General features: G+C 74.9%; 16 protein-coding genes and 1 pseudogene. 9 read left to right on the top strand and 8 right to left on the bottom strand.

The window, feature by feature from the left end; all coding sequences use genetic code 11:
• Positions 1–3 precede the first annotated feature (3 nt).
• From ACQ614_RS16605 to ACQ614_RS16590, 4 genes are all read right to left on the bottom strand, one after another.
• The gene (locus ACQ614_RS16605; protein WP_431679341.1) at positions 4–540 is read right to left on the bottom strand and encodes a potassium channel family protein; all 537 of its coding nucleotides are present in this window, start codon (positions 538–540) and stop codon (positions 4–6) included.
• The gene (locus ACQ614_RS16600) at positions 537–1823 is read right to left on the bottom strand and encodes a hypothetical protein (protein ID WP_431679340.1); all 1287 of its coding nucleotides are present in this window, start codon (positions 1821–1823) and stop codon (positions 537–539) included. The genes ACQ614_RS16605 and ACQ614_RS16600 overlap by 4 nt, the downstream gene beginning before the upstream one ends.
• A 121-nt stretch (positions 1824–1944) precedes the next feature.
• On the bottom strand, positions 1945–2223 hold the full coding sequence (gene tatA / locus ACQ614_RS16595; RefSeq protein ID WP_431679339.1) for a Sec-independent protein translocase subunit TatA: 279 nt from the start codon (positions 2221–2223) through the stop codon (positions 1945–1947).
• 122 nt (positions 2224–2345) lie between these two features.
• Positions 2346–3917, bottom strand: coding sequence for an MFS transporter (locus ACQ614_RS16590; RefSeq protein ID WP_431679338.1), 1572 nt, complete (start codon positions 3915–3917; stop codon positions 2346–2348).
• Between the two features lie 110 nt (positions 3918–4027).
• Between ACQ614_RS16590 and ACQ614_RS16585 the strand changes: the two genes are divergently transcribed.
• Positions 4028–4633 (top strand): TetR/AcrR family transcriptional regulator, encoded by a 606-nt coding sequence (locus ACQ614_RS16585; protein ID WP_431679337.1) that lies wholly within the window; start codon positions 4028–4030, stop codon positions 4631–4633.
• On the opposite strand, the gene ACQ614_RS16580 is transcribed toward ACQ614_RS16585, so the two are convergent.
• Complete coding sequence (locus tag ACQ614_RS16580) at positions 4623–4955, bottom strand: cupin (protein WP_363490348.1); 333 nt, start codon at positions 4953–4955, stop codon at positions 4623–4625. The genes ACQ614_RS16585 and ACQ614_RS16580 overlap by 11 nt on opposite strands.
• 114 nt (positions 4956–5069) lie before the next feature.
• On the opposite strand from ACQ614_RS16580, the gene ACQ614_RS16575 reads away from it, so the two are divergent.
• The gene (locus ACQ614_RS16575) at positions 5070–5342 is read left to right on the top strand and encodes a hypothetical protein (protein WP_431679336.1); all 273 of its coding nucleotides are present in this window, start codon (positions 5070–5072) and stop codon (positions 5340–5342) included.
• 28 nt (positions 5343–5370) lie between these two features.
• Here the strand turns inward: ACQ614_RS16575 and ACQ614_RS16570 are convergent, their stop codons facing one another.
• Positions 5371–7050, bottom strand: coding sequence for a class I adenylate-forming enzyme family protein (locus ACQ614_RS16570; protein WP_431679335.1), 1680 nt, complete (start codon positions 7048–7050; stop codon positions 5371–5373).
• Positions 7051–7065: 15 nt separating this feature from the next.
• Entirely contained in the window at positions 7066–8223 is a 1158-nt protein-coding gene (locus ACQ614_RS16565) for an acyl-CoA dehydrogenase family protein (protein ID WP_431679334.1), read from the bottom strand.
• Between the two features lie 106 nt (positions 8224–8329).
• Here ACQ614_RS16565 and ACQ614_RS16560 point away from each other — a divergent pair.
• From ACQ614_RS16560 to ACQ614_RS16535, 6 genes and pseudogenes are all read left to right on the top strand, one after another.
• A pseudogene (locus tag ACQ614_RS16560) lies at positions 8330–9175 on the top strand (TetR/AcrR family transcriptional regulator); the annotation flags it as partial.
• A gap of 146 nt (positions 9176–9321) precedes the next feature.
• The gene (locus tag ACQ614_RS16555) at positions 9322–9606 is read left to right on the top strand and encodes a hypothetical protein (RefSeq protein ID WP_431684130.1); all 285 of its coding nucleotides are present in this window, start codon (positions 9322–9324) and stop codon (positions 9604–9606) included.
• A 47-nt stretch (positions 9607–9653) separates the two neighbouring features.
• Positions 9654–11489, top strand: coding sequence for an ATP-binding protein (locus ACQ614_RS16550; RefSeq protein WP_431679333.1), 1836 nt, complete (start codon positions 9654–9656; stop codon positions 11487–11489).
• Positions 11490–11530: 41 nt separating this feature from the next.
• Entirely contained in the window at positions 11531–13876 is a 2346-nt protein-coding gene (locus tag ACQ614_RS16545; protein ID WP_431679332.1) for a tetratricopeptide repeat protein, read from the top strand.
• A gap of 166 nt (positions 13877–14042) precedes the next feature.
• Entirely contained in the window at positions 14043–15824 is a 1782-nt protein-coding gene (locus tag ACQ614_RS16540; RefSeq protein WP_431679331.1) for a threonine/serine exporter family protein, read from the top strand.
• A 55-nt stretch (positions 15825–15879) separates the two neighbouring features.
• The gene (locus tag ACQ614_RS16535; protein ID WP_431679330.1) at positions 15880–16968 is read left to right on the top strand and encodes a hypothetical protein; all 1089 of its coding nucleotides are present in this window, start codon (positions 15880–15882) and stop codon (positions 16966–16968) included.
• A gap of 16 nt (positions 16969–16984) precedes the next feature.
• On the opposite strand, the gene ACQ614_RS16530 is transcribed toward ACQ614_RS16535, so the two are convergent.
• Positions 16985–17902, bottom strand: coding sequence for an NAD-dependent epimerase/dehydratase family protein (locus ACQ614_RS16530; protein ID WP_431679329.1), 918 nt, complete (start codon positions 17900–17902; stop codon positions 16985–16987).
• Positions 17903–18079: 177 nt separating this feature from the next.
• Between ACQ614_RS16530 and ACQ614_RS16525 the strand changes: the two genes are divergently transcribed.
• Complete coding sequence (locus tag ACQ614_RS16525) at positions 18080–19399, top strand: GNAT family N-acetyltransferase (protein WP_431679328.1); 1320 nt, start codon at positions 18080–18082, stop codon at positions 19397–19399.
• Positions 19400–19534 lie beyond the last annotated feature (135 nt).

Here is a 19534-nt window from a genome sequence, read left to right as displayed (position 1 = left end):
GGCTCAGCCGCGGTCCGGCCGCCCCTCGGGCGGCTGCTGGCCCAGCCGGCGGCCCACCAGGTTGCGGGTCCGCCGGCTGACCGAGGTGGCGCCGGCGGTCAGGAAGATCAGCGTGTAGAGGATCTGCAGCATCACCACGCCGCGGGCCTCCTGGCTGGCCGGGGTGATGTCGCCGTAGCCGACCGTGGCCATGGTGATCACGGTGAAGTACATCGCGTCGAGCCGGGTGTTCATCGCGCCGTTGAACGCCCCCGGGGTCCGGGCCAGCGACTGGTAGCTGGTGGCGAAGACGATCAGCGCCGCGGCGATCAGCATCACGATCACGAAGGCGGGGTGGCCGGGCCGCTCGGTGAGCTCGGCCCAGATCTCGTGGAGCAGCGCCCCCGCCAGGCCCACCAGGGCCAGCGCGAAGACCGTCCAGCTGACCTCCGGGTGCTGCGGCCCGAAGACGCCGATCGGCACCAGGAACCACGCGGTCAGCATCAGCGTCGGCACGCCGAGCATGAGCACCAGTCCCCACAGGTTCGGACGCGGCCTCACGGCCCCACCTCCTTCGCCGGGCCCGCCGGGGCGCCCGGGTCGTCCAGCAGTTCCACCACCGCGAGGACGGCGAGCAGCGCCACCCCGAGCCAGACGGCGACCAGGGCCGTCGGGTGGCTCCAGAGCAGTAGGACGAGCACCGCCGCGCCCACCGCCACCCAGCACAGCCACGCCTTGAAGCGGTGGACGAACCGGCCGACCGGCCCGAGCCGCAGCCCCATCCGGCCCGCGGCCGTCCGGACGCCGCCCAGGCCCGCCTGCCACAGGCCGCGCACCGCGGTCGCCGAGCGGCCCGCCCCGCTCAGCCAGGCGCCGAGTGCCACCAGCAGGCCGAGCACCAGCACCAGCCGCACCGCGTCGCGCAGGTAGCGGACGAGGGTGTCGTAGACCGCGGCGGCGGCGTCCTGGTCGACGCCCGCGGGCAGCCTGTCCAGGTAGACCGCCCGGAAGGCGGTCAGCCCGAGCCCGAGCAGCCCCGCGGCCGCGGCCACCCCGAGCGCCGCGGCCACCGCGGCCCTGCGCCGCCGCACCGCGGCGAGCACCCCGCCCACCGCGCAGGCCGCCGCCAGCACCGCCGCCCAGTACCCGGCCAGTGACAACAGCCGGACCAGCGTGCGGACGTTGTCCACCTGGTCGGACCTGACCAGCACGTACGAGGTGTGGATCTCCGGGATGCGGTCGGCCGCCGCCACCCCGTCGGCGACCAGCGCCTGTTTGGCCCGGTCGATCACCGGCGCGAGGTCGAGGGTCACCGTGTCGTCTCGGATCTCCACGGCGCCGCCGCCCTTTCCGGTCAGCGCCCGGTCCACGGCGGCGTGGGCGCTGCGGTTCAGTTCGTCCCAGATCGCCGGGAAGGCATCGCTCTGCACCAGGCGCTGCACCCCGTCGTGGACGAGCCCGGTGACGCCGCTGTCCAGGGCGGAGCCGAGGCGCTGCAGGAGGGCGTCCAGCAGCGGGGCGCCACCCGGGACGAGGTCGGAGACCAGGGACTCCACCGGGAGGCGCTCGACGATCGCCGCGGTCACCCGGTCGGTGACGGCGGCCTGCACCGCCGGGTCGTCGGCGAGCGGTGCCATGGTGGCGACGTACCGGTCGGGGTCGGTGATCTCCGACTCCGACCAGGCGGCGACCACGGCCAACGGGGTGAGCAGCACGGCCAGCACGATCAGCACGGCGGCCACGGCGGAGCGCAGCCGGTGCCGCCCGCGCGGGGCCGTGGGTGCCCGCACGGGCGGCGGGGCCGGTACGGGGCCGTCCGGCCCGGCCGGCGTGCTGCTGGCCATCGGTGCCTCCACCCAGGGATGCGATGCGTCCCAGCAGACACCGGCCCGGGCGGGCGGGCCAGTCGGGAGAACGCCGAAGCCGCCGGCCCCTCTGGCGGGGGACCGGCGGCTCCGGGTGGAATCAGGCGCTGGTGGACGACTTGTTCGTCTCGGCAGCGGTGGTGACGCTGGTCGGGCTCACCGCCGGGCGCGGCTGCTCGGCCGCGGTCGACGAGGCGGTGGTGTTCTGCGCGTCGGCCGGGGCGTCGTCCTCGCGGAGCGCCTTCGTCTCGGCCTTCAGGATGCGCATGGACTTGCCGAGCCCGCGGGCCATCTCGGGCAGCTTCTTCGAGCCGAACAGCAGGACGAGCACTGCCACCATCACGAGGATGTGCCAGGGCTCGAGACCGTTACGGAACATCCCTGACCACCGGTCCTTCCGAGGAGTTCTCGTCGCTAGAGGAGCGCCGGACGGATGTGCCCGACTCCGGCCAGTATGCCTGGCCGGAGCGACGGGCGTATACACCGGCCCGGAAACCACGGTCAAAATGCAGGTGATTCCTCGATGGTGGTCTGGACCATTTCCGGCTCCCGGGCGGTCGGCCCGGCCGGCAGGTGCCGCATCAGGCGGTGCGCGGCCAGCGCGGCGCAGACCAGGAAGACCACACCGGCCGCGGCCGCGAGGTGCATGCCGTCCGCGAAGGCCGTCCGTGCGGTGTCGAGCAGGGCCTCGCCCGTCCGCCCGCCGAGCTGCGCCGCCGCGGTGACCGCGCCGCCGAGCGTGTCGTACGCGGCCCGGGCCGCGTCGCCCGTCACGCCGGCCGGCAGCCCGTCCTCCAGCCGGGCCTTGTAGACGGCGGCGCCGGCCGTGCCCAGCACCGCGATGCCCAGTGACCCGCCCAGCTCGGTCGCGGTCTCGGAGGCGGCCGAGGCGGCGCCCGCCTGCTCCGGCGGGGCGGCCGAGACGACCATCTCGGCGGTGAGCGTCATGGTGCCGACGGTGCCGGCCGCGATCACGCCGGCGGCGGTGAGCGGCAGCCAGAGCGGCGAGTCGGGTGCGACCAAGGTCATCAGCCCGTAGCCGGCCGCACCGACCAGGAAGCCCGCGGTCATCAGCGGGGCCGGGCGGACCTTCCCGGCCAGGGCGCCGACCGCGCCGACCGCGGCACCCACGCCGACCGAGGGGAGCAGCGCCCACAGCGAGGCGGTCAGCGGGCTCATGCCCTTCACCAGCTGCAGGTACTGCGAGGTGAAGAGGGTGAAGCCCATCATCGCGAACATCGCCACCGTGTTGACGGTGATCGCACCGGTGAAGGTGCGGATGCGGAACAGCGCCGGGTCGATCAGCGGGTGCTCGGCGGTCCGCAGCCGCCGGACCAGGGCGGCGCAGGCCACCGCCCCGGCGGCGAGTGCGGCGGCCGGCGCCGCGCCCCAGCCGTCGACGGCGAGGGTCTTGATCCCGTACACCGCGGGCAGCACGGCGGCGATCGACAGGGCGGCGCCGGGGAGGTCGAAGCGGCCCTGCCGCGGGGCGCGGTACTCGGGCAGAAGGAAGGGCGCGGAGGCGAGCAGCAGCAGCATCACCGGGACGGCGGCGAGGAAGGCCGAGCCCCACCAGAAGTGGTCCAGCAGCAGTCCGCCGGCGACCGGGCCGAGCGTGGCGCCGCCCATCATGGCGCCGGTCCAGACGCCGATGGCGGCCTGGCGCTGCTTGGGGTCGTGGAACATGTTGCGGATCAGCGCCAGCGTGGAGGGCATGACGGTGGCTCCGGCCACCCCGAGCAGTGCCCGGGCGGCGATCAGCCCGCCGGGCCCGTCGGCCCGTGCGGCGAGCAGCGAGGCCGCCGCGAAGCCGGCCGCACCCAGCACCAGCAGCCGGCGGCGGCCGATCCGGTCGCCCAGGGCGCCCATCGGGATGAGCATCCCGGCCAGCAGGAACGAGTAGATGTCCATGATCCACAGCTGCTGGGTGCCGCTGGGGCGCAGGTCCGTGGAGATGAACGGCACGGCGAAGAAGAGCACGCCCATGTCCATGGTCAGGACGAGCGTCGGCAGGAGGAGGACGGCGAGTCCGGTCCATTCGCGTCGGCCGGCACGGCCGTGGGTTGCGGTCATGACGATGACTGTACGGACGTATGACACGTTCGTCTAGTACAAACGTCTAAATCATTTGTCTCGCTCGCTCGTACAAGACATCCGTCCAGGTGGGGGCTAGCATCGGGAACATGGGAAATCGCGAGGATCTGCTGGCCGGCGCCAAGCGCTGCCTGCTGGAGAAGGGCTACGGGCGGACCACCGCGCGGGACATCGCCTCCGCCGCAGGCGTCAGCCTGGCCGCCATCGGCTACCACTACGGCTCCAAGGACGCCCTGCTCACGCAGGCGATGATGGAGGCCATGGGGGAGTGGGGCGACGAGCTCGGCCGGGTGCTGGCCGAACTCGGGGAGGAGACGGACCCTCAGGAGCGGTTCGTCGCCGCCTGGGACAAGGTGCTGGAGAGCTTCGTCGAGCACCGCGGCCTCTGGTCGGTGCAGATCGAGATCCTCGCCCAGATGGAGCACGCCCCCGAGCTGCGGGCGATGCTCGGCGGCGCGCAGAAGGAGGCCCGCCTCGGGCTGTCCGCGATGTTCCAGGGCGTTCCCGAGGTGCCGGACACCCCGGACGAGCTGGCCCGCGGCGCCTTCTACCAGGCACTGCTCGCCGGGCTGGCCTCCCAGTGGGTGGTCTCGCCCGAACTCGCGCCGAGCGGGCGGGAGTTCCTGCAGGGCCTGCGGCTGGTCGGCGCCTCGGTGCTGCCCGGCGCGGGAGCGGGGCCGGCCGTCAGTTCGTGACCGCGGTCAGCAGCACGACCGAGTCCTCGTGGGCGATCAGGCCGTGCCGCTCCTGCGGGATGCCGTGCAGTTCGCCGGCCGCCGCCTCCTGCCGCCGGCCCGCGATGGTCAGCGACACCCGCCCGCGCAGCACCTGGAGGCTGGCGGCGACCGGCGCGTTGTGCTCGTCCAGCGAACTGCCCGCGGTCAGGGCGATCACGGTCTGCCGCAGCACACCGTCGTGGAGGAGCAGATGGGCGCTGCGGCCGTGCGGGCTGGCGGCGGCGAGCGCGGCGTGCTCGTCGGCGAGCGCGCCGAGGTCGACGCGGACGGGTTCGGTCATCGCGGCCTCCTTGCGGACGGGTCGGCCTGATCCATGAGACACCTGTAGGGCATCCGGCCGCACCCGCACCCGTTCCGGCGTGCGGGTCGCGCGGACCGGCCCGATCGTGGATGCATGGCGACCAACCAGAAGTTCAGCAACCAGTTCCGCGTCAACCGCACCATGCTCGGCACCGGAGTGGTGCTCACCGGCATCGGTGCGGTGCTCTCGCTGGCCGGTACGGCGATCGTGTGCGCGACCCTCGCATCGGCCGGCCGCGACTTCGTCAACCGGATGGAGACTCCGCCGAGCGAGCAGGCACGCCGGGCGATGCAGCAGGCGAAGGCCGCCTCGATGGCCGGGCTGGAGGCCTGGCGCACCGAGGGCACCAAGACCTCGGCCAACTGAGTTCCGGCGCGCGGGCCGGGACGCGAGGTCAGGGCCGGGGCAGCGCCGCCCAGGCCTCCTCGCGCAGCGCCCGCTTGAGGATCTTCCCGGTCGGGTTGCGCGGCAGCGGCTCGGTGCGGAAGACGACGTGCGCGGGCACCTTGAACGCGGCCAGCCGGGCCGCCGCATGCGCACGCAGGGCCTCCGCGTCCGGCTCCGCGCCGGGCCGCGGCACGACCACCGCCGCCACCTCCTCACCCAGCAGCGGGTGCGGCACGCCCACCACCGCGGCGTCCGCGACGCCCGGATGACCGAGCAGGACCCCTTCGACCTCGCCGCAGTAGACGTTCTCGCCGCCGCGGATCACCACGTCCTTCAGCCGGTCCACCACGGACAGCTCGCCGTCCTGCAGGCGGGCGAGGTCGCCGGTGCGGAACCAGCCGTCGGCGGTGAACGCCGCGGCGGTGGCCTGCGGGTCCCCCCGGTAGCCGAGGAACACCGCCTGGCCGCGCAGCTGCAGCTCGCCGACCAGGCCCTCGGGCAGGGCAGCCCCGTCCGGGCCGACGATCCTGGCCTCCACCGCCGGGCAGGGGCGGCCGATCGAATCCGGGCGGGCCAGGTAGCGGGCGCCGACGTTGGCGGTCACCCCGCCGCAGGTCTCGGTCAGCCCGTAGCCGTTGCGGGCCTCCACCCGCTCGCCGAAACGCCGGGCGATCCTGGGTGCGAGGCCCGGCGGGGCCGGGGCGCCACCGGTGCTGATCATGGTGAGGCCGGCCAGCGGGTCGCCGGCGGCGTCGGCCGCGTCGAGCAGGCCCAGCGCGGTGGTGGGCACGCCGACGAAGGTCGAGACGCCGTGCCGGTCGATCAGCCCCCTTGCGGTGTCCGGCTCCCAGCGGTGCATCAGCACGGCCCGCCCGCCCGCGGCCATCACCAGGAGCATCGTGGTGAACGCCGCCACGTGGAAGAACGGGAAGGTCATCAGCACCGTCGGCGGCGGTGCGGCCTGCGGCGAGGCGCCCCGGCAGAGCGCAGCCTGGGCCGCGAAGAAGCGCGGGGTGTGGGCGCCCGCGCACCAGTTGGCATGGGTGGCGACCACGCCCTTGGGCCGGCCGGTGGTGCCCGAGGTGTAGATGACGGTGGCCACGTCCTCGGGGCCCGCGGACGGCTCGGGCGCGGGCGGCCCGGAAGCAGGCAGGTCCTCGAAGCGGTCGTGCGGGCCGTCGACGCCGACCGTGAGCAGCGGGACGCCGTGCGCCGCGGCCCACCCCGCGGTGCGCGCGGTGCGCTCCGGGTCGGCGACGATCAGCCCGGGGGCGCAGTCGTCCAGCGCGTACGCCAGCTCCTCCGCCCCCCACCAGGCGTTCAGCGGAACGGCGACCAGGCCGGCCGACTGGGCCGCCCAGAAGGCGGTCTGCCACTCCGGCAGGTTGCGCATGGCGATCGCCACCCGGTCGCCGGGACGCAGCCCGTACACCGTCCGGCAGCGGTGGGCCAGCGCACGGGCGGCGGCGTGGTGCTCGGCGTAGGTCACCGTGCGGTCGCCGGCCAGCAGGAACGGGAGGTCGCCGTGGGCGAGGGTGGCGTCGAGAAGCTCGCGCAGGGTGCCCGGCCCCCGGACGTACCGGGGGCCGCGCGGCCCGGGCTCCGCCTCGAACGGAGCGCCGGGCGCGCTCAGGGACGCCCGGACGCGGGTGACGACGGCGAGCGAGTCCTCCGGCCCGTCGGCCATGGCGCCCCTCACGCCCTACAGGCCGAGCGACTTGGCGATGATGGTCTTCATGACCTCGCTGGTGCCGCCGTAGATCCGGAACACCCGGTTGTCGGTGTAGAGACGGGCGATGGGGTACTCCAGGATGTAGCCGTAGCCGCCGTGCAGCTGCAGGCACCTGTCGATCACCTGGGAGGCCGACTCGGTGCAGAACAGCTTGGCCGCCGCGGCGTCCGCGACCGTCAGTTCGCCGTTCTGGTAGAGCTCCAGGGCGCGGTCCACCATCGACTGCTGGGCCACCACCTGGGCCTCGCAGTCGGCGAGCGTGAACTTGGTGTTCTGGAACTCGGCGACCGCCTGGCCGAAGACCTTGCGGTCCTTCACGTACTGCACCGCGAAGCGCACCGCGGCGGCCGCGGCGGCGTACGCGCCGACGGCGATCGCCAGGCGCTCCTGCACCAGGTTGTGGGTGAGGTAGGTGAAGGCCTTGCCCTCCTCGCCCAGCAGGTCCTCGACCGGCACCTTGACGTCGGTGAAGGAGAGTTCCGCGGTGTCCGAGGTGCGCAGGCCGATCTTCTGCAGCTTCCGGCCGACCGCGTAGCCCTCGGACGTGGTGTCCACGCACAGGATCGACAGGCCGGCCCGGCGGTTCGCCGGGTCGTACGGGGCGGTGCGGGCCACCACCAGGACGAGGTCCGCGAGGACGCCGCCGGTGATGAAGGTCTTGGCGCCGTTGAGGACGTAGTGGGTGCCGTCCTCGGAGAGCTTCGCCGTGGTGGCGATGCCCGCCAGGTCGGAACCCGCACCCGGCTCGGTCATCGCGATCGCCGTCATGATGTCGCCGGAGACGAAGCCCGGCAGCCAGCGCTGCTTCTGCTCCTCGTTGGCGTACTCCAGCAGGTAGGGCAGCACCAGGCCGGTGTGCACCCCGGAGGAACCGAAGCTGACACCCGCGCGGGCGACCTCCTCGGTGACGACCGCCTGGTACTTGAAGCCGCTCTCGCCGGCGCCGCCGTACTCCTCCGGCACCTCGATGCCGTACACGCCGAGCGCGCCGAGCTTGCGGTAGAAGTCGCGCGGCGGGTGGCCGGCCGCCTCCCAGCTCTCGTAGACCGGGACGACCTCCTTGGTGATGAAGTCCCGGATGGTCGCCCGGAACGCCTCGTGGTCCTCGTTGAACACCGTCCGGCGCACGGCTGAGCTCCCTTCGTTCGGCGCTGATCGCCAGACAAGTTAATCGCCGGTAGCCATGGGTGTCCAGCACTCCCGCGCCTCTGTTTCGCAGGTCACGGACGGATAAGTGAATCCTTGCTACCCTGTCGGCGATCACCGGACGGGCGGAGGAGTGCAGGTGGCAGCGGAGCGCGGGCCGGCCGCGGGCGGGCGTGTGGTGCGCAGGCCGCCCGGACGCAAGGCGCAGATCCTGGCCGCCGCGGCCGGACAGTTCCACCGGCGCGGCTACCACCGGGTCTCCATGGCCGAACTCGCCGCCGAAGTGGGCATCACCGCCCCCGCCCTCTACCGGCACTTCCGCAGCAAGCCGGAACTGCTGCTGTGCGCCGTCACCGCCGACCTGGACGCCCTGCACACCGCCGTACGGGCCGGCTCCGCCGGGCCCGCGGAACTCTGCGCCGCACTCGCCGCGGCCGCCGTCGACCACCGCACCCTCGGCACCCTCTGGCAGCGCGACGCCCGGCTGCTGCCACCCGCCCAACGCGCCGCGCTGCGCCGCCGGCTGCGCTCGGACGTCCGCCGGATGACCCGCACGGTGGCCGCCGCCCACCCCGAACTCGCAGATGGGCAGGCCGAGTTCCTCTGCTGGTCGCTGCTCTCCGGCTACGGCAGCCTCTCGTACCACACCTTCGCGCCGCCCCGGCGGTGGTTCGAGGAGCTGCTGCGGCGGATCGGCGCGGAGCTGCTCGCGGTGGAACCGGATCCCGCACCGCCCGCCCCGGCCCCCGCACTGCCGGATCCCGCACCGCCGCTGCCCGCCGGCGGCGAGTCGCGCCGCGAGGAGCTGCTCCGGGCCGCCGCCCGGCTGTTCCACGAGCGGGGCTTCGACAACGTCTCCACCGACCGGATCGGCGCCGCCGTCGGCATCTCCGGGCCCAGCGTCTACAAACACTTCGCCACCAAGGCCGACCTGCTCGCCGCCGCCATGGTCCGCAGCCGCGAACGGCTCCGGCACGAGGTCGAGGGCGCGCTCGCCGCGGGCGGCGGGCCGGCGCACTGGAGTCCGGCCTGCGCGCCTACCTCGCCTTCGCCCGGCGCCACAGCCACTACCTCGGGGTCATGCTCAGCGAGACCGAGCGGCTCGACCCGCCCGACCGCCGGGCCGCCGTCGACTTCCGCCGGGACTTCCTGCGGGTCTGGGTCGGACTGCTCCAGCAGGTGCGGCCCGACTACGACACCGCCGAGGCCAGGATCCGCATCCATGCGATGTTCGCCCTGGTCAACGACGGGGTCCGGCACCGGCCCGGCGGCACCGGACCGGCCGCCGACGCCCTGCTGGCGCCCGCCGCCCGCGCCGTGCTCGGCCTCCCCGGCCACCGCGCCGTCGAGTCCGCGGCGAGCTGACGAAAAGAGCTGGTCGGCGGATAGTCGTACTGGCAGAATCCGACCTCATGTCCCAAGGTCTGCCGCCCGCCGACAATCTGCGTACGACCGAGGTCGACCTCGGCGGGCTGGTGAGCGTTCTCGCCACCCATCTGTACTCCACCCCGCTGGTCGCCCTGCGCGAACTCGTCCAGAACGCCCACGACTCGCACACCCGCCGCCGCCTCGAGGACCCGGAGTGCGCCGACGCGCCGCTCATCCGCGTCCGCGGTGACGCCGCGCGGCGCACCGTCGTCATCGAGGACACCGGCGCCGGCCTCACCGAGCCCGAGATCCACGCATACCTCGCCACCGTCGGCACCGGCTACACCCGGATGCTGCGCGACCTGACCGGCAACCAGGACCTCATCGGCGCCTTCGGACTCGGCTTCCTCTCCGCCTTCTCCGTCGCCGAAGAGGTCACCGTCACCACGACCTCGCACCGCGAACCCGGACTCGGCCACCGCTACCGCAGCCGCGGCGGCGAGCAGTACGGCGTCGACCCGGTCGATCCGCGGCCCGCCCCCGGCACCGCCGTCGAACTCCGCCTCAAGCCCGAGCACGCCCACCTCGCCGACGAGGACGCCCTGCGCGAGGTCCTCGGCCGCTACTGCGTGCTGCTGCCCATCCCCGTGTACGTCGGCGACGACGAACGCCCCGTCAACGACGTACCGGTGCCATGGCGGCAGAGCGTGGACGGCGACCTGCACACCGCCCGGATGCAGTTCGCCTCCGCCTTCGGCCGCCGCTTCGAACCGCTCACCGCCTTCCCCGTCAGCCCCGCCGCCGACGACACCACCGACGCCGTCGGCCTGCTCTGGGTCCAGGACGGCGGCACCTACGGCTCCACCGACAACCGCGACCTCGCCGTCTACCTGCGCGGCATGCTGCTCGCCGACGACGCCCGCGACCTGCTGCCCAGCTGGGCCGGATTCATCGGCGGCGTCGTCGAGTCCAGCCGGCTCACCCCCACCGCCAGCCGCGAGGACCTCCAGCGCGACGAGCACTACCGCGCCCTCCAGAAGGCCCTCGCCGACGCCGTCGTCGACGGCCTCTACGAGACCGCCCGGCTCCACCCCGCCGCCTGGCGCCGCATCCTCGCCCGGCACGGCCAGGACCTGCTCGGCGCCGCCCTCTGCGACGACCGCCTCTTCACCCTGCTCGCCGACGACGTCCCCGTCCCCACCTCCCAGGGCGACCTCACCGCCGACGCACTGCGCGCCGCCGGCCGCGGCGCCCTGCACGTCGCCCTCGGCAGCAGCGGCGGCTTCGAGGAGATGCTCTACCGCGCCATGCAGGTGCCCATCGCCCGCGGCGACCGCTACGCCGTGCTGCCCTTCCTGCGGCGCTACGCCCAGCTCAAGGACTGCCGGATCGTCGAACTCGGCAGCGAGAGCGGCAACCGCGAACTCTTCCGCGACCCCGCCGAACCGCTGCCCGCCGAGGAGACCGCCTGGCTCACCGCCGCCCTCGCCGACGAGGGCGAACAGCTCGTGCCCGCCCGCTTCGACCCGCCGGGGCTGCCGCTCGTCCTCGTGCCCGACCGCGAGGCCGAACTCAAGGCCCGCATCGAGGACGACCAGGCCGACGCCCGGATACCCTCCGCGGCCCTGCGGCTCGCCCGGGCCTTCACCGCCCGCACCGACGGCACCGTCAAGGCCAGGCTCTACCTCAACCTCGCCTCGCCGGCCGTCCAGGACCTGCTCACCGCCTACCGGGCGGGGCACACGGGCAGCGCCACCGCCGCCGGGCTGCTCCGCTCACTGAAGGTGATCATGGCCGCCGCGGGCGGCTCCGCCAACGGCGACCTCACCGCCGCCCTCACCGGCATCGGCACCGCGGTCGCCGCCCTCACCTGGGCGTAGGGCGAGTACCACTAGCTTTCGTTCGTGGAGGAGTTCACCGTATGACCACCGACATCTGGGCCTGGGTGCGGGACACCCACGAGCAGCTGTCCGAGGCGGGCCACCACCGGCTCGCCACCGCCCTGGTGGAGATCGCCGGGCACGCCGTGGAGGGCCGCAACGAGCAGCTCGACGCCATGTACCCGGAGGCGCTGGCCTCCGCCCGGGCGCTCGGCCTGCCCTGGGTCGAGGTCTTCCTGCGGCACTGGCGGATGCAGAACCTGCTGAACAAGCGCCACCAGGGCGAGGCCGCGATGGCCGAGGCCGTCGACCTGCTGGAGTTCGCGCACCGCGAGGAGACCGCCTCCTGCCCCCAGTCGGTCTGCGCCGTCCAGGACTTCACCATCTGCCACGCCAACATCGACGGCCCCGGCTACGTGCCCGAGCGGCTCGCCGTGCTGGAGGAGACGCTGGACCGGGTCGACCCGGCCCGCGCCTGCTTCGACTGCCTGTCCCGCGAGTACGCCGACACCCTGGAGGACGACGGCCGCGGCGAGGACGCCCTGGCCTACCTCGACCGCGCCCAGGCCCGCATCCAGGCGGCCGGCGAGCAGGTCTCGCTGGCCTTCGGGCACGGCAGGGCGGGCGCCCTCGTCCGGCTCGGCCGCCCCCAGGACGCCCTCGACGCGTACGACACTGCCGAGCGGGCCTACTCCGCCCGCCACGAACTCGACGACGACGACCGCCGCAAGCTGGCCGCCGGCCGGGCCGTGGCGCTCGCCGCCCTCGGCCGCAGCGAGGAGGCGCTGAAGCTGCTGCCGGACGCCGACGAGGCCGACCGCTTCCCCGACATCCGGCACCGCTGGGCGACCGCCGTGGAGACACTGGCCGGGGCGGGCGCGCTGCCGCACGGCGAACTCGCCAACGACGCCGCGCTCGGCGCCCGGCTCGCCCGCTGGGTGGGCTACCTGGACACCGCGGGCTCGCACCGCCCCTGCCTGGACCTGCTGCTGATCGTCGGCCGGCTGGCCGTCGCCCGCGGCGCCCGGACGGTCGCGCTCACCCTCGCCGCGACCGGCGAGCGCAAGCTCGGGCAGCTGCGCCGCACCGATGGTGTCGCCGACCGGCTCGCCGAACTGCGGGCCGCCGCGGAGGCGCTGCCGCTGCCCGAGGTGCCGGTGGCCGCGGCGGACCTGCCGGAGTGGCTCGGCACCCGCCAGGTCACCTTCGAGGAGGCGCTGGACCACTTCGCCGCCGCGAGCGCCGAGTCCCCGGAGGCCGCCGCGGAGCTGGCCCTGCAGACCGCGCGGGCGCTGGACGCCCTCGGCCACCCGCGGGCCGCCGCCGACCTGCTCTGGGCCCGCCTGCAGGAGGACCCGTCCGACGAGCACCTGGCCGGCATGCTCGGCCAGGTGCTGATCGACGCCGAGGACGCGGACGGCATCCGGCGGCTCGCCGAGCGACTGATGCCCGGCAGCCCCTCCGACGCGTACTGGCTCCGGGCCCGCTGGGCCGCGGCCGAGGGCCGCTGGGAGGAGGTCGGCGAGCACTGCGACGCCGTCCTCGCCCACGAGCCGGACGCCCTGAACACCCGCCGCCTCGCGGCCGCCGCCGCCACCCGCCTCGGTGACCACGCGCGCGCCCAGCGGCTCTACCAGGAGCTGCTGGAGCACGCGGTGCCCGCCGACGAGGCCGGCGAGGAGGAGCACCGCGCCGTCCAGGAGCCCGACCTGTGGCACCTGATCACCGCGGCGACCGCCAACCGGGACTGGGCCGCCGTCCGCAGCGCCGGCGCCCTGATCGGCATCGAGTTCGACACCGACGAGGGCCCGGTGGACGAGGAGTGGCAGATGGTCACCGTCCGCGCCACCCGCAGCAACGGGGCGAGCGTCGACCTGCCCGCCGTGCGCACCGGCCCGGCCACCGCGCGGATCCTGCCGGTGCTCGGCGACGACGTCCCGCTCAACCACCGCGACGTGGTGGTGTTCGGCCCGGCCGTGCTCAACGAGCGCCCCGACGAGGACGAGCGGGACGGCTGGCGGCCGGTCTTCGCCCAGCTCGCCCTGCTCGACCCGGCCGGCTACACCACGTACTGGCTGGACGGCGCCCGGCCCGACGGGGACGCCTGGTGGGCGCTGCGCGAGGCCCTGGAGGCCGAGGGGTACGGGCTGTGGGCGTACAGCGGCGAGCAGTACGAGATCACCGACCCGGCCGACGAGGACGGCGTCCTGCCGGGCATCTACGCCGCGCTCGGTGTGCCGCCGACCGCCTCCACCGCCGAGGCGGACGCCCTGCTGCAGCGCCTGACGGCCGACTGGGAGCACCCGCTGAGCTGGCTCGACCTGGCCGCGGCGGCGGGCGCCGACACCGCCCGGCACGAGGACATCGTCCGCCGCTACGGGCTCTGACCGGGGCGCGGCTCCCGGCCCGCGGGCCGGGAGCCGCACTGCGGGCGGTATGTTCGCGAATGTCCGGTCCGGTGTCCCGTCCGGTGTGCGGCGGCCGTCCGGTCCGCCGCTGCGGACATGTGCGTCCGCGCGTTCGATCGGGCAAGGTGGGGCGCAGGATCGGAGCGTGGCCGGCGCGGCCACCAGGGGCGGCGAGGAGTGGCGGACGTGCCGAAGCGGGGTCGGCCGGGCGGCGGCAAGAAGTCCAGGGGCGGCCGGCGGGCCGCGCCCGCGGCCGCGCACCCCGGAGACGCCCGCCGCGGCGCGCAGGACCGCGCCGCCCACCGAGGGGTTGCTCGGCCCCGACGCGCCCGCCCGCCCGCGGAAGACCGCGGTGCCGCTCGCCCCGCCGCCCCCGCCCACCGAGGGCCTGCTGACCCCCGCCACGGCCGGCAAGGGCCCCGAGGACACCCTCACCCCCGACGACTGGCGCGTCGCCGGCTACACCCCGGCCGCCGGCATCGACCTCTCCGAGCTGCAGGAGGGCACCCCCGGGGCGGCGCTCTGGCCGGACCGGATGCGCACCCTGCTGCGCACCCCGATGACCGAGCGGCCCGCGTTCGAGCGGACCCCGCGCGACCTGCACCCCTCCGCCGCCCGGCACGTGCCGCGGGTGCTCGACCTCACACTGCGGATCGGCGAGCTGCTGCTGGCCAGCGGCGAGGCCGCCGAGGACGTCGAGGCCGCCATGCTGGGCATCGCGCACGCCTACCGGCTGGACCGCTGCGAGCCGCAGGTCACCTTCACCCTGATCTCCATCTCGTACCACCCGTCGCTGATCGACCCGCCGGTCAGCGCGGCCCGCACCGTGCGGCGCCGGACCTCCGACTACACCCGGCTCGCGGCCGTCCACCGGCTGGTCGCGGACATCACCGCCGAGAGGATCCCGGTCAACGACGCCTACCGCCGGCTCGCGCTGATCCGCCGCAACCGCCACCCGTACCCGGTCTGGCTGCTGGCCCTGGCCACCGGCCTGCTGGCGGGCGCGGCCACCTTCCTGGTCGGCGGCCGGATCGACGGCAAGGCCTGGCTGGTCTTCGCGGGCGCGTTCCTGGCCGCCGTGGTCGGCGACCGGCTCGCCTCGCTGGTCGCCCGGCGCGGGCTTCCGGAGTTCTACCAGTTCGTGGTCGCCGCGACACCGGCCGCACTGATCGGCATCGTGCTGTCCTTCAACGACCTGCACCTGCGCGGCTCGGTGGTGATCACCGGCGGCCTGTTCGCCCTGCTGCCCGGCCGGGCGATGGTCGCCGCCGTCCAGGACGGCCTCACCGGCTTCTACATCACCGCCGCCGCCCGCCTGCTGGAGGTGCTCTACCTGATCGCCGGCATCGTCATCGGCGTGATGTCGGTGCTCTACCTGGGCGTCAACTACAACGCCAAGCTGCGACCGGACGAATCCATCGGCGGCACCGTCGACCCGCCGATCCAGCTGCTCGCCGCCATGGTGCTCGCCCTGGCGTTCGCGGTGCTGCTGCAGACCGACCGCCGCACCCTGCCGATGGCCGTCGTGATGAGCGGCATCGGCTGGTCCACCTACGGCGTGCTGGTGAACGCCGGGGTCTCGCCGATCGCCGCGACCGGCCTGGCGGCGGGCCTGGTCGGCCTGTTCGGCCAGCTCACGGCCCGCTACCGGCGCACCTCCGCACTGCCGTACGTCACCGCGGCGATCGGCCCGCTGATGCCCGGATCGGCGATGTACCTCGGCATGCTGGCCTTCGCCCAGGGACACGCCAGCGCCGGCCTGGTCTCCGTCACCCGGGCCGCCGCCCTGGCCATGGCCCTCGCGATCGGCGTCAACCTGGGAGGCGAGGTCGCCCGACTCTTCCTCAAGACCCCCGGCGCGACCGACCCGCTCGCGCCCCATCTGCTCGTCCCCCGCCGGGCGGCCAAGCGCACCCGGGGCTTCTGACCGGTCGTTGGCCCGTCGACGCCCCGGAGCACCACCGAGAACGAAGGCACCACCCGTGATCAACGACCTGCTGGACGGCTACCGCGAACACATCGTCGACGCGCACAAGCAGCCGCTCTTCCTGCTGCTCGTCGGGTTCATCGTGGCGTTCGTCGGCATCCGCTTCAGCGTGCGGATGATCCGTGCCCAGGTGCGCTGGTGGCCGGGCAACATCACCCCCGGCGGGCTGCACATCCACCACATGGTGTTCGGCCTGGGCTTCCTGCTGGTCGGCGGGATCGGCGTGTTCGCCACCAACGGCGGCCACCCCTGGATCGACTGGTTCGGCCTCTGCTTCGGCATCGGCTGCGGCCTGGTGCTCGACGAGTTCGCGCTGATCCTGCACCTGGACGACGTCTACTGGAGCGAACAGGGCCGCAAGTCGGTGGACGCCGTCGTCCTGGTCCTGCTCGGCACCGCACTGCTGCTCACCGGCTACGTGCCGCTCGGCGTCGTCCCCGGCCAGGACACTCGCTGGGGCCTGGTCGCGGTGATCTCGGTGAACGCCCTGGTCTCGGTCGTCGCCCTGATCAAGGGCAAGATGTGGACCGGCCTGCTCGGCATCATGGTGCCCGGCCTGGCCTGGGTCGGCGCCGTCCGGCTGGCCCGCCCCGGCAGCCCGTGGGCGCGCTGGCGGTACACCGGGCGGCCGCGCCGCATGCAGCGGGCCGTCCGCCGCGAACGGCTGCTGCACGCCCGCGCCGACCTCGCCCGCACCTGGCTCTTCGACCTGATCGCCGGCGCCCCCGACAAGGTGCCCGCGCACCACACCGCCACCCACCGGGTCGCCGAGCGGATGGCCGCCCGCGCCACCGCCCACCTGGACGCCCAGCACGCCCGCGGGCTCGCCCGCCGCTCGGCCCGGCTCGCCGACCGCCGGGCCGCCGCCCTCGCCGCCCGGCAGGCCGGCGCCACGGCCGCCCACCCCGTGGCCGCCGCACCCGACCCGGAACGGCAGGCCCTGGCGCACGCCCGCCGCCGCACCGTCCGGGCCGGCCGCCAGCGGGTGTACGCCGCCCGTCCGGCCCCGTCGGAGACCCCGGAACAGCACACCCCGTACCGCCACCCCCGCCTCCCGCACCCTCAGCCCCGCCGCCCCAACTGACCCGTGAGTGGCTTGCCTACGCTGCCACCGGCGTGCGTGCGGCGAGTTCGGTGATCCGGTGCGGGGCGTCGGTGGTCGGCTCCCAGCCGAGTTCGTGGCGGGCCCGTTCGGTCGACAGCCGCAGGTTGGTGGCGAGCATGGCGGCCGCCAGCGGCGCCGGCCGGAACAGCCAGCGCGGCACGCTCATCGGCCGCGGAGCACCGAAGGCCTCCGCGACCGCCCGGACGTGGGTGCCGAACCCGAGCGGCAGGCCGTCGGCGATGTTGTACGCCCGGCCGTTGCGGCCGCGCTCCAGCCCGAGGACCAGCGCCCGGGCGGCGTCGTCCACGTCCACCCAGGACAGCTTCCGGCCGTGGTCCGGGGTGACCGGCAGCGCCCGGCGGCGCAGCAGCGGCAGCACGGTGGTCTCGGTGACGCCCGCGCCGTAGAACAGGCCGAAGCGCAGGCTGACCGCCTCCAGGCCGTCGGCGGCGAAGGCGAGGTCCTCCTTGGCGCGCATGGCGTCCACGTGGGCCCGCTCCCGGAGGTCGGGCACCCGCGGGCCGTACGCGTCGCGGTCCTCCTCCAGCGGCCGGTCGCCGTGGTCGCCGTACCCGTAGCCGAACATCATCGTCTCCAGGATGATCCGCCGGGCGCCGACGGCCCGGGCGGCCTTCAGCAGGTTGACGGTGCCGGTGGTGCGCAGCGCATCGGTGCCGTCCATGTCCCGGTGCCGCATCATCGACCTGCCCTGCAGGGCGGTCGCGGCGTGCACCACCGCGTCGAAGGACTGCCCGTCGACCGCGCGCAGCACCGCCTCGCGGTCCAGCAGGTCCGCCCGGAGCGCGTTCGCCGGACCGCGGCCGAGCCCGGCGACCTCGTGCCCGGCCGCGGCCAGCTCCCGGGCCGTCCGCTGCCCGAGCACCCCGCTCGCTCCTGCCAGGAGAACCCTCATCGTCCTGCTCCCTCCGTCGCGGTGGCACCGGCTCCTGCGCGGCGCTCCACCAGGCGGACGGGACAGCGCCCCGGAATGTGACAGCGCCCGGCGCGCTCTGCGCCGCACCGCCCGCGCCGGAGCGGGGGCGCGGGAAATTCGGATGCCGGGCCCGCGGACCGGTCGTACGGTGACCGAATGGGCACCGATGCAGCGGCCGGGGACGGCCGACCCACCGACAGGCACACCGACGGACCGGCAGAGGGGCGGCAGGACGGCATCGAGATCCGCGCCGTCACCGCGGAGGAGCTCCCGCTGTGGGACCGCGCCGTCGCCCGCGGCTTCCTGCGCCCGCACCTCGACGAGGGCACCGAGTTCCGCCGCCTCAGCTTCCGGCCCGGCCGCTTCCTCGGCGCCTTCGACCCGTACGACCCGGGCCGCTGCGTCGCCACCTTCCGCAGCTTCGACACCGAGCTGACGGTGCCCGGTGGCGGCCTGCTGCCGGTGGACGCGATCACCGCCGTCACCGTGAACTCCACGCACCGCCGCCGCGGCCTGCTCTCCCGCATGATGGCCCGGGACCTCGCCGCCGCCCGGGAGCGCGGCGCCGCCGCGGCCATCCTGATCGCCGCCGAGTACCCGATCTACGGCCGGTACGGCTTCGGCCCCGCCACCCGCAACCAGTCCTGGACGGTCGACCTCAACCGCGGCCGGCTCCGCGACGACCTGCCGGCCGGCACCGGCCGCACCGACTTCGTCACCATGGCGGAGGCCCGCAAGTACGGCGCCGAGCTGCACGAGCGCTGGCGGCGCACCCAGCCCGGCGCGATCGGCCGCAACCCGGTCTGGTGGCAGCTGCGCACCGGCGAGGCCACACTGCCGGGCTTCGACTGGCGGGAGCCGTTCACCGCCCTGCACCGCGACGCCGGCGGCACCGTCACCGGCCTGATCAGCTACACCGTCGACGACACCTGGGTGGCCAACAACCCGGACTGCACCCTCACCGTCGTCGACTTCCTCGCCATGGACCGGGAGGCCGCCCTCGCACTGTGGCGGCTCGCCCTCTCGGTCGACTGGGTGCGCACCGTGGCGGTCGGCAACATCGGCCCGGACGACCCGCTGCCGCTGCTGCTCACCGACCCGCGCGCGGCCGTCCCGGCCAAGGACAGCTCCGACTTCCTCTGGCTGCGGCTGCTGGACGTGCCCGCCGCCTTCGCCGCCCGCAGCTACCGGGCGCCCGGCCGGCTCGTCCTGGACGTCACCGACCCGGGCGGCTACGCGGCCGGCCGGTGGGCACTGGAGACCGCGGCCGACGGCACCGGCCGCTGCACCCCGACGGAGGACCCCGCCGACCTCGCCCTGGACGCCCCGGCACTCGCCTCGCTGTACCTCGGGACGGAGTCCGCGGTGCGGCTGTCCGCGGCGGGCCTGGCGGCCGAGCTCACCCCGGGCGCGGCGGACCGCGCCGACCTGCTGCTGCGCACCGCGGTCCAGGCCTGGAACCCGGACATCTTCTGAGCTGTGTTGTCGCCCGCTCGCCTCCGGGCCCTCTGAACCCGACGCCGACGGTCGTCGCTCCGTCGCTGCGCTCCCGCGCTCCTCCCTTTCGGCGCCGGCGGGCCCTTCGGCTCGGGGCGGGGCGCTCCCGCGCGG

It is taken from the genome of Kitasatospora dryopteridis (assembly GCF_050749075.1).
Classification (GTDB): domain Bacteria; phylum Actinomycetota; class Actinomycetes; order Streptomycetales; family Streptomycetaceae; genus Kitasatospora.
Note: the sequence above shows the minus strand (reverse complement) of the source record. Positions and strands in the feature narration are given on the sequence as shown.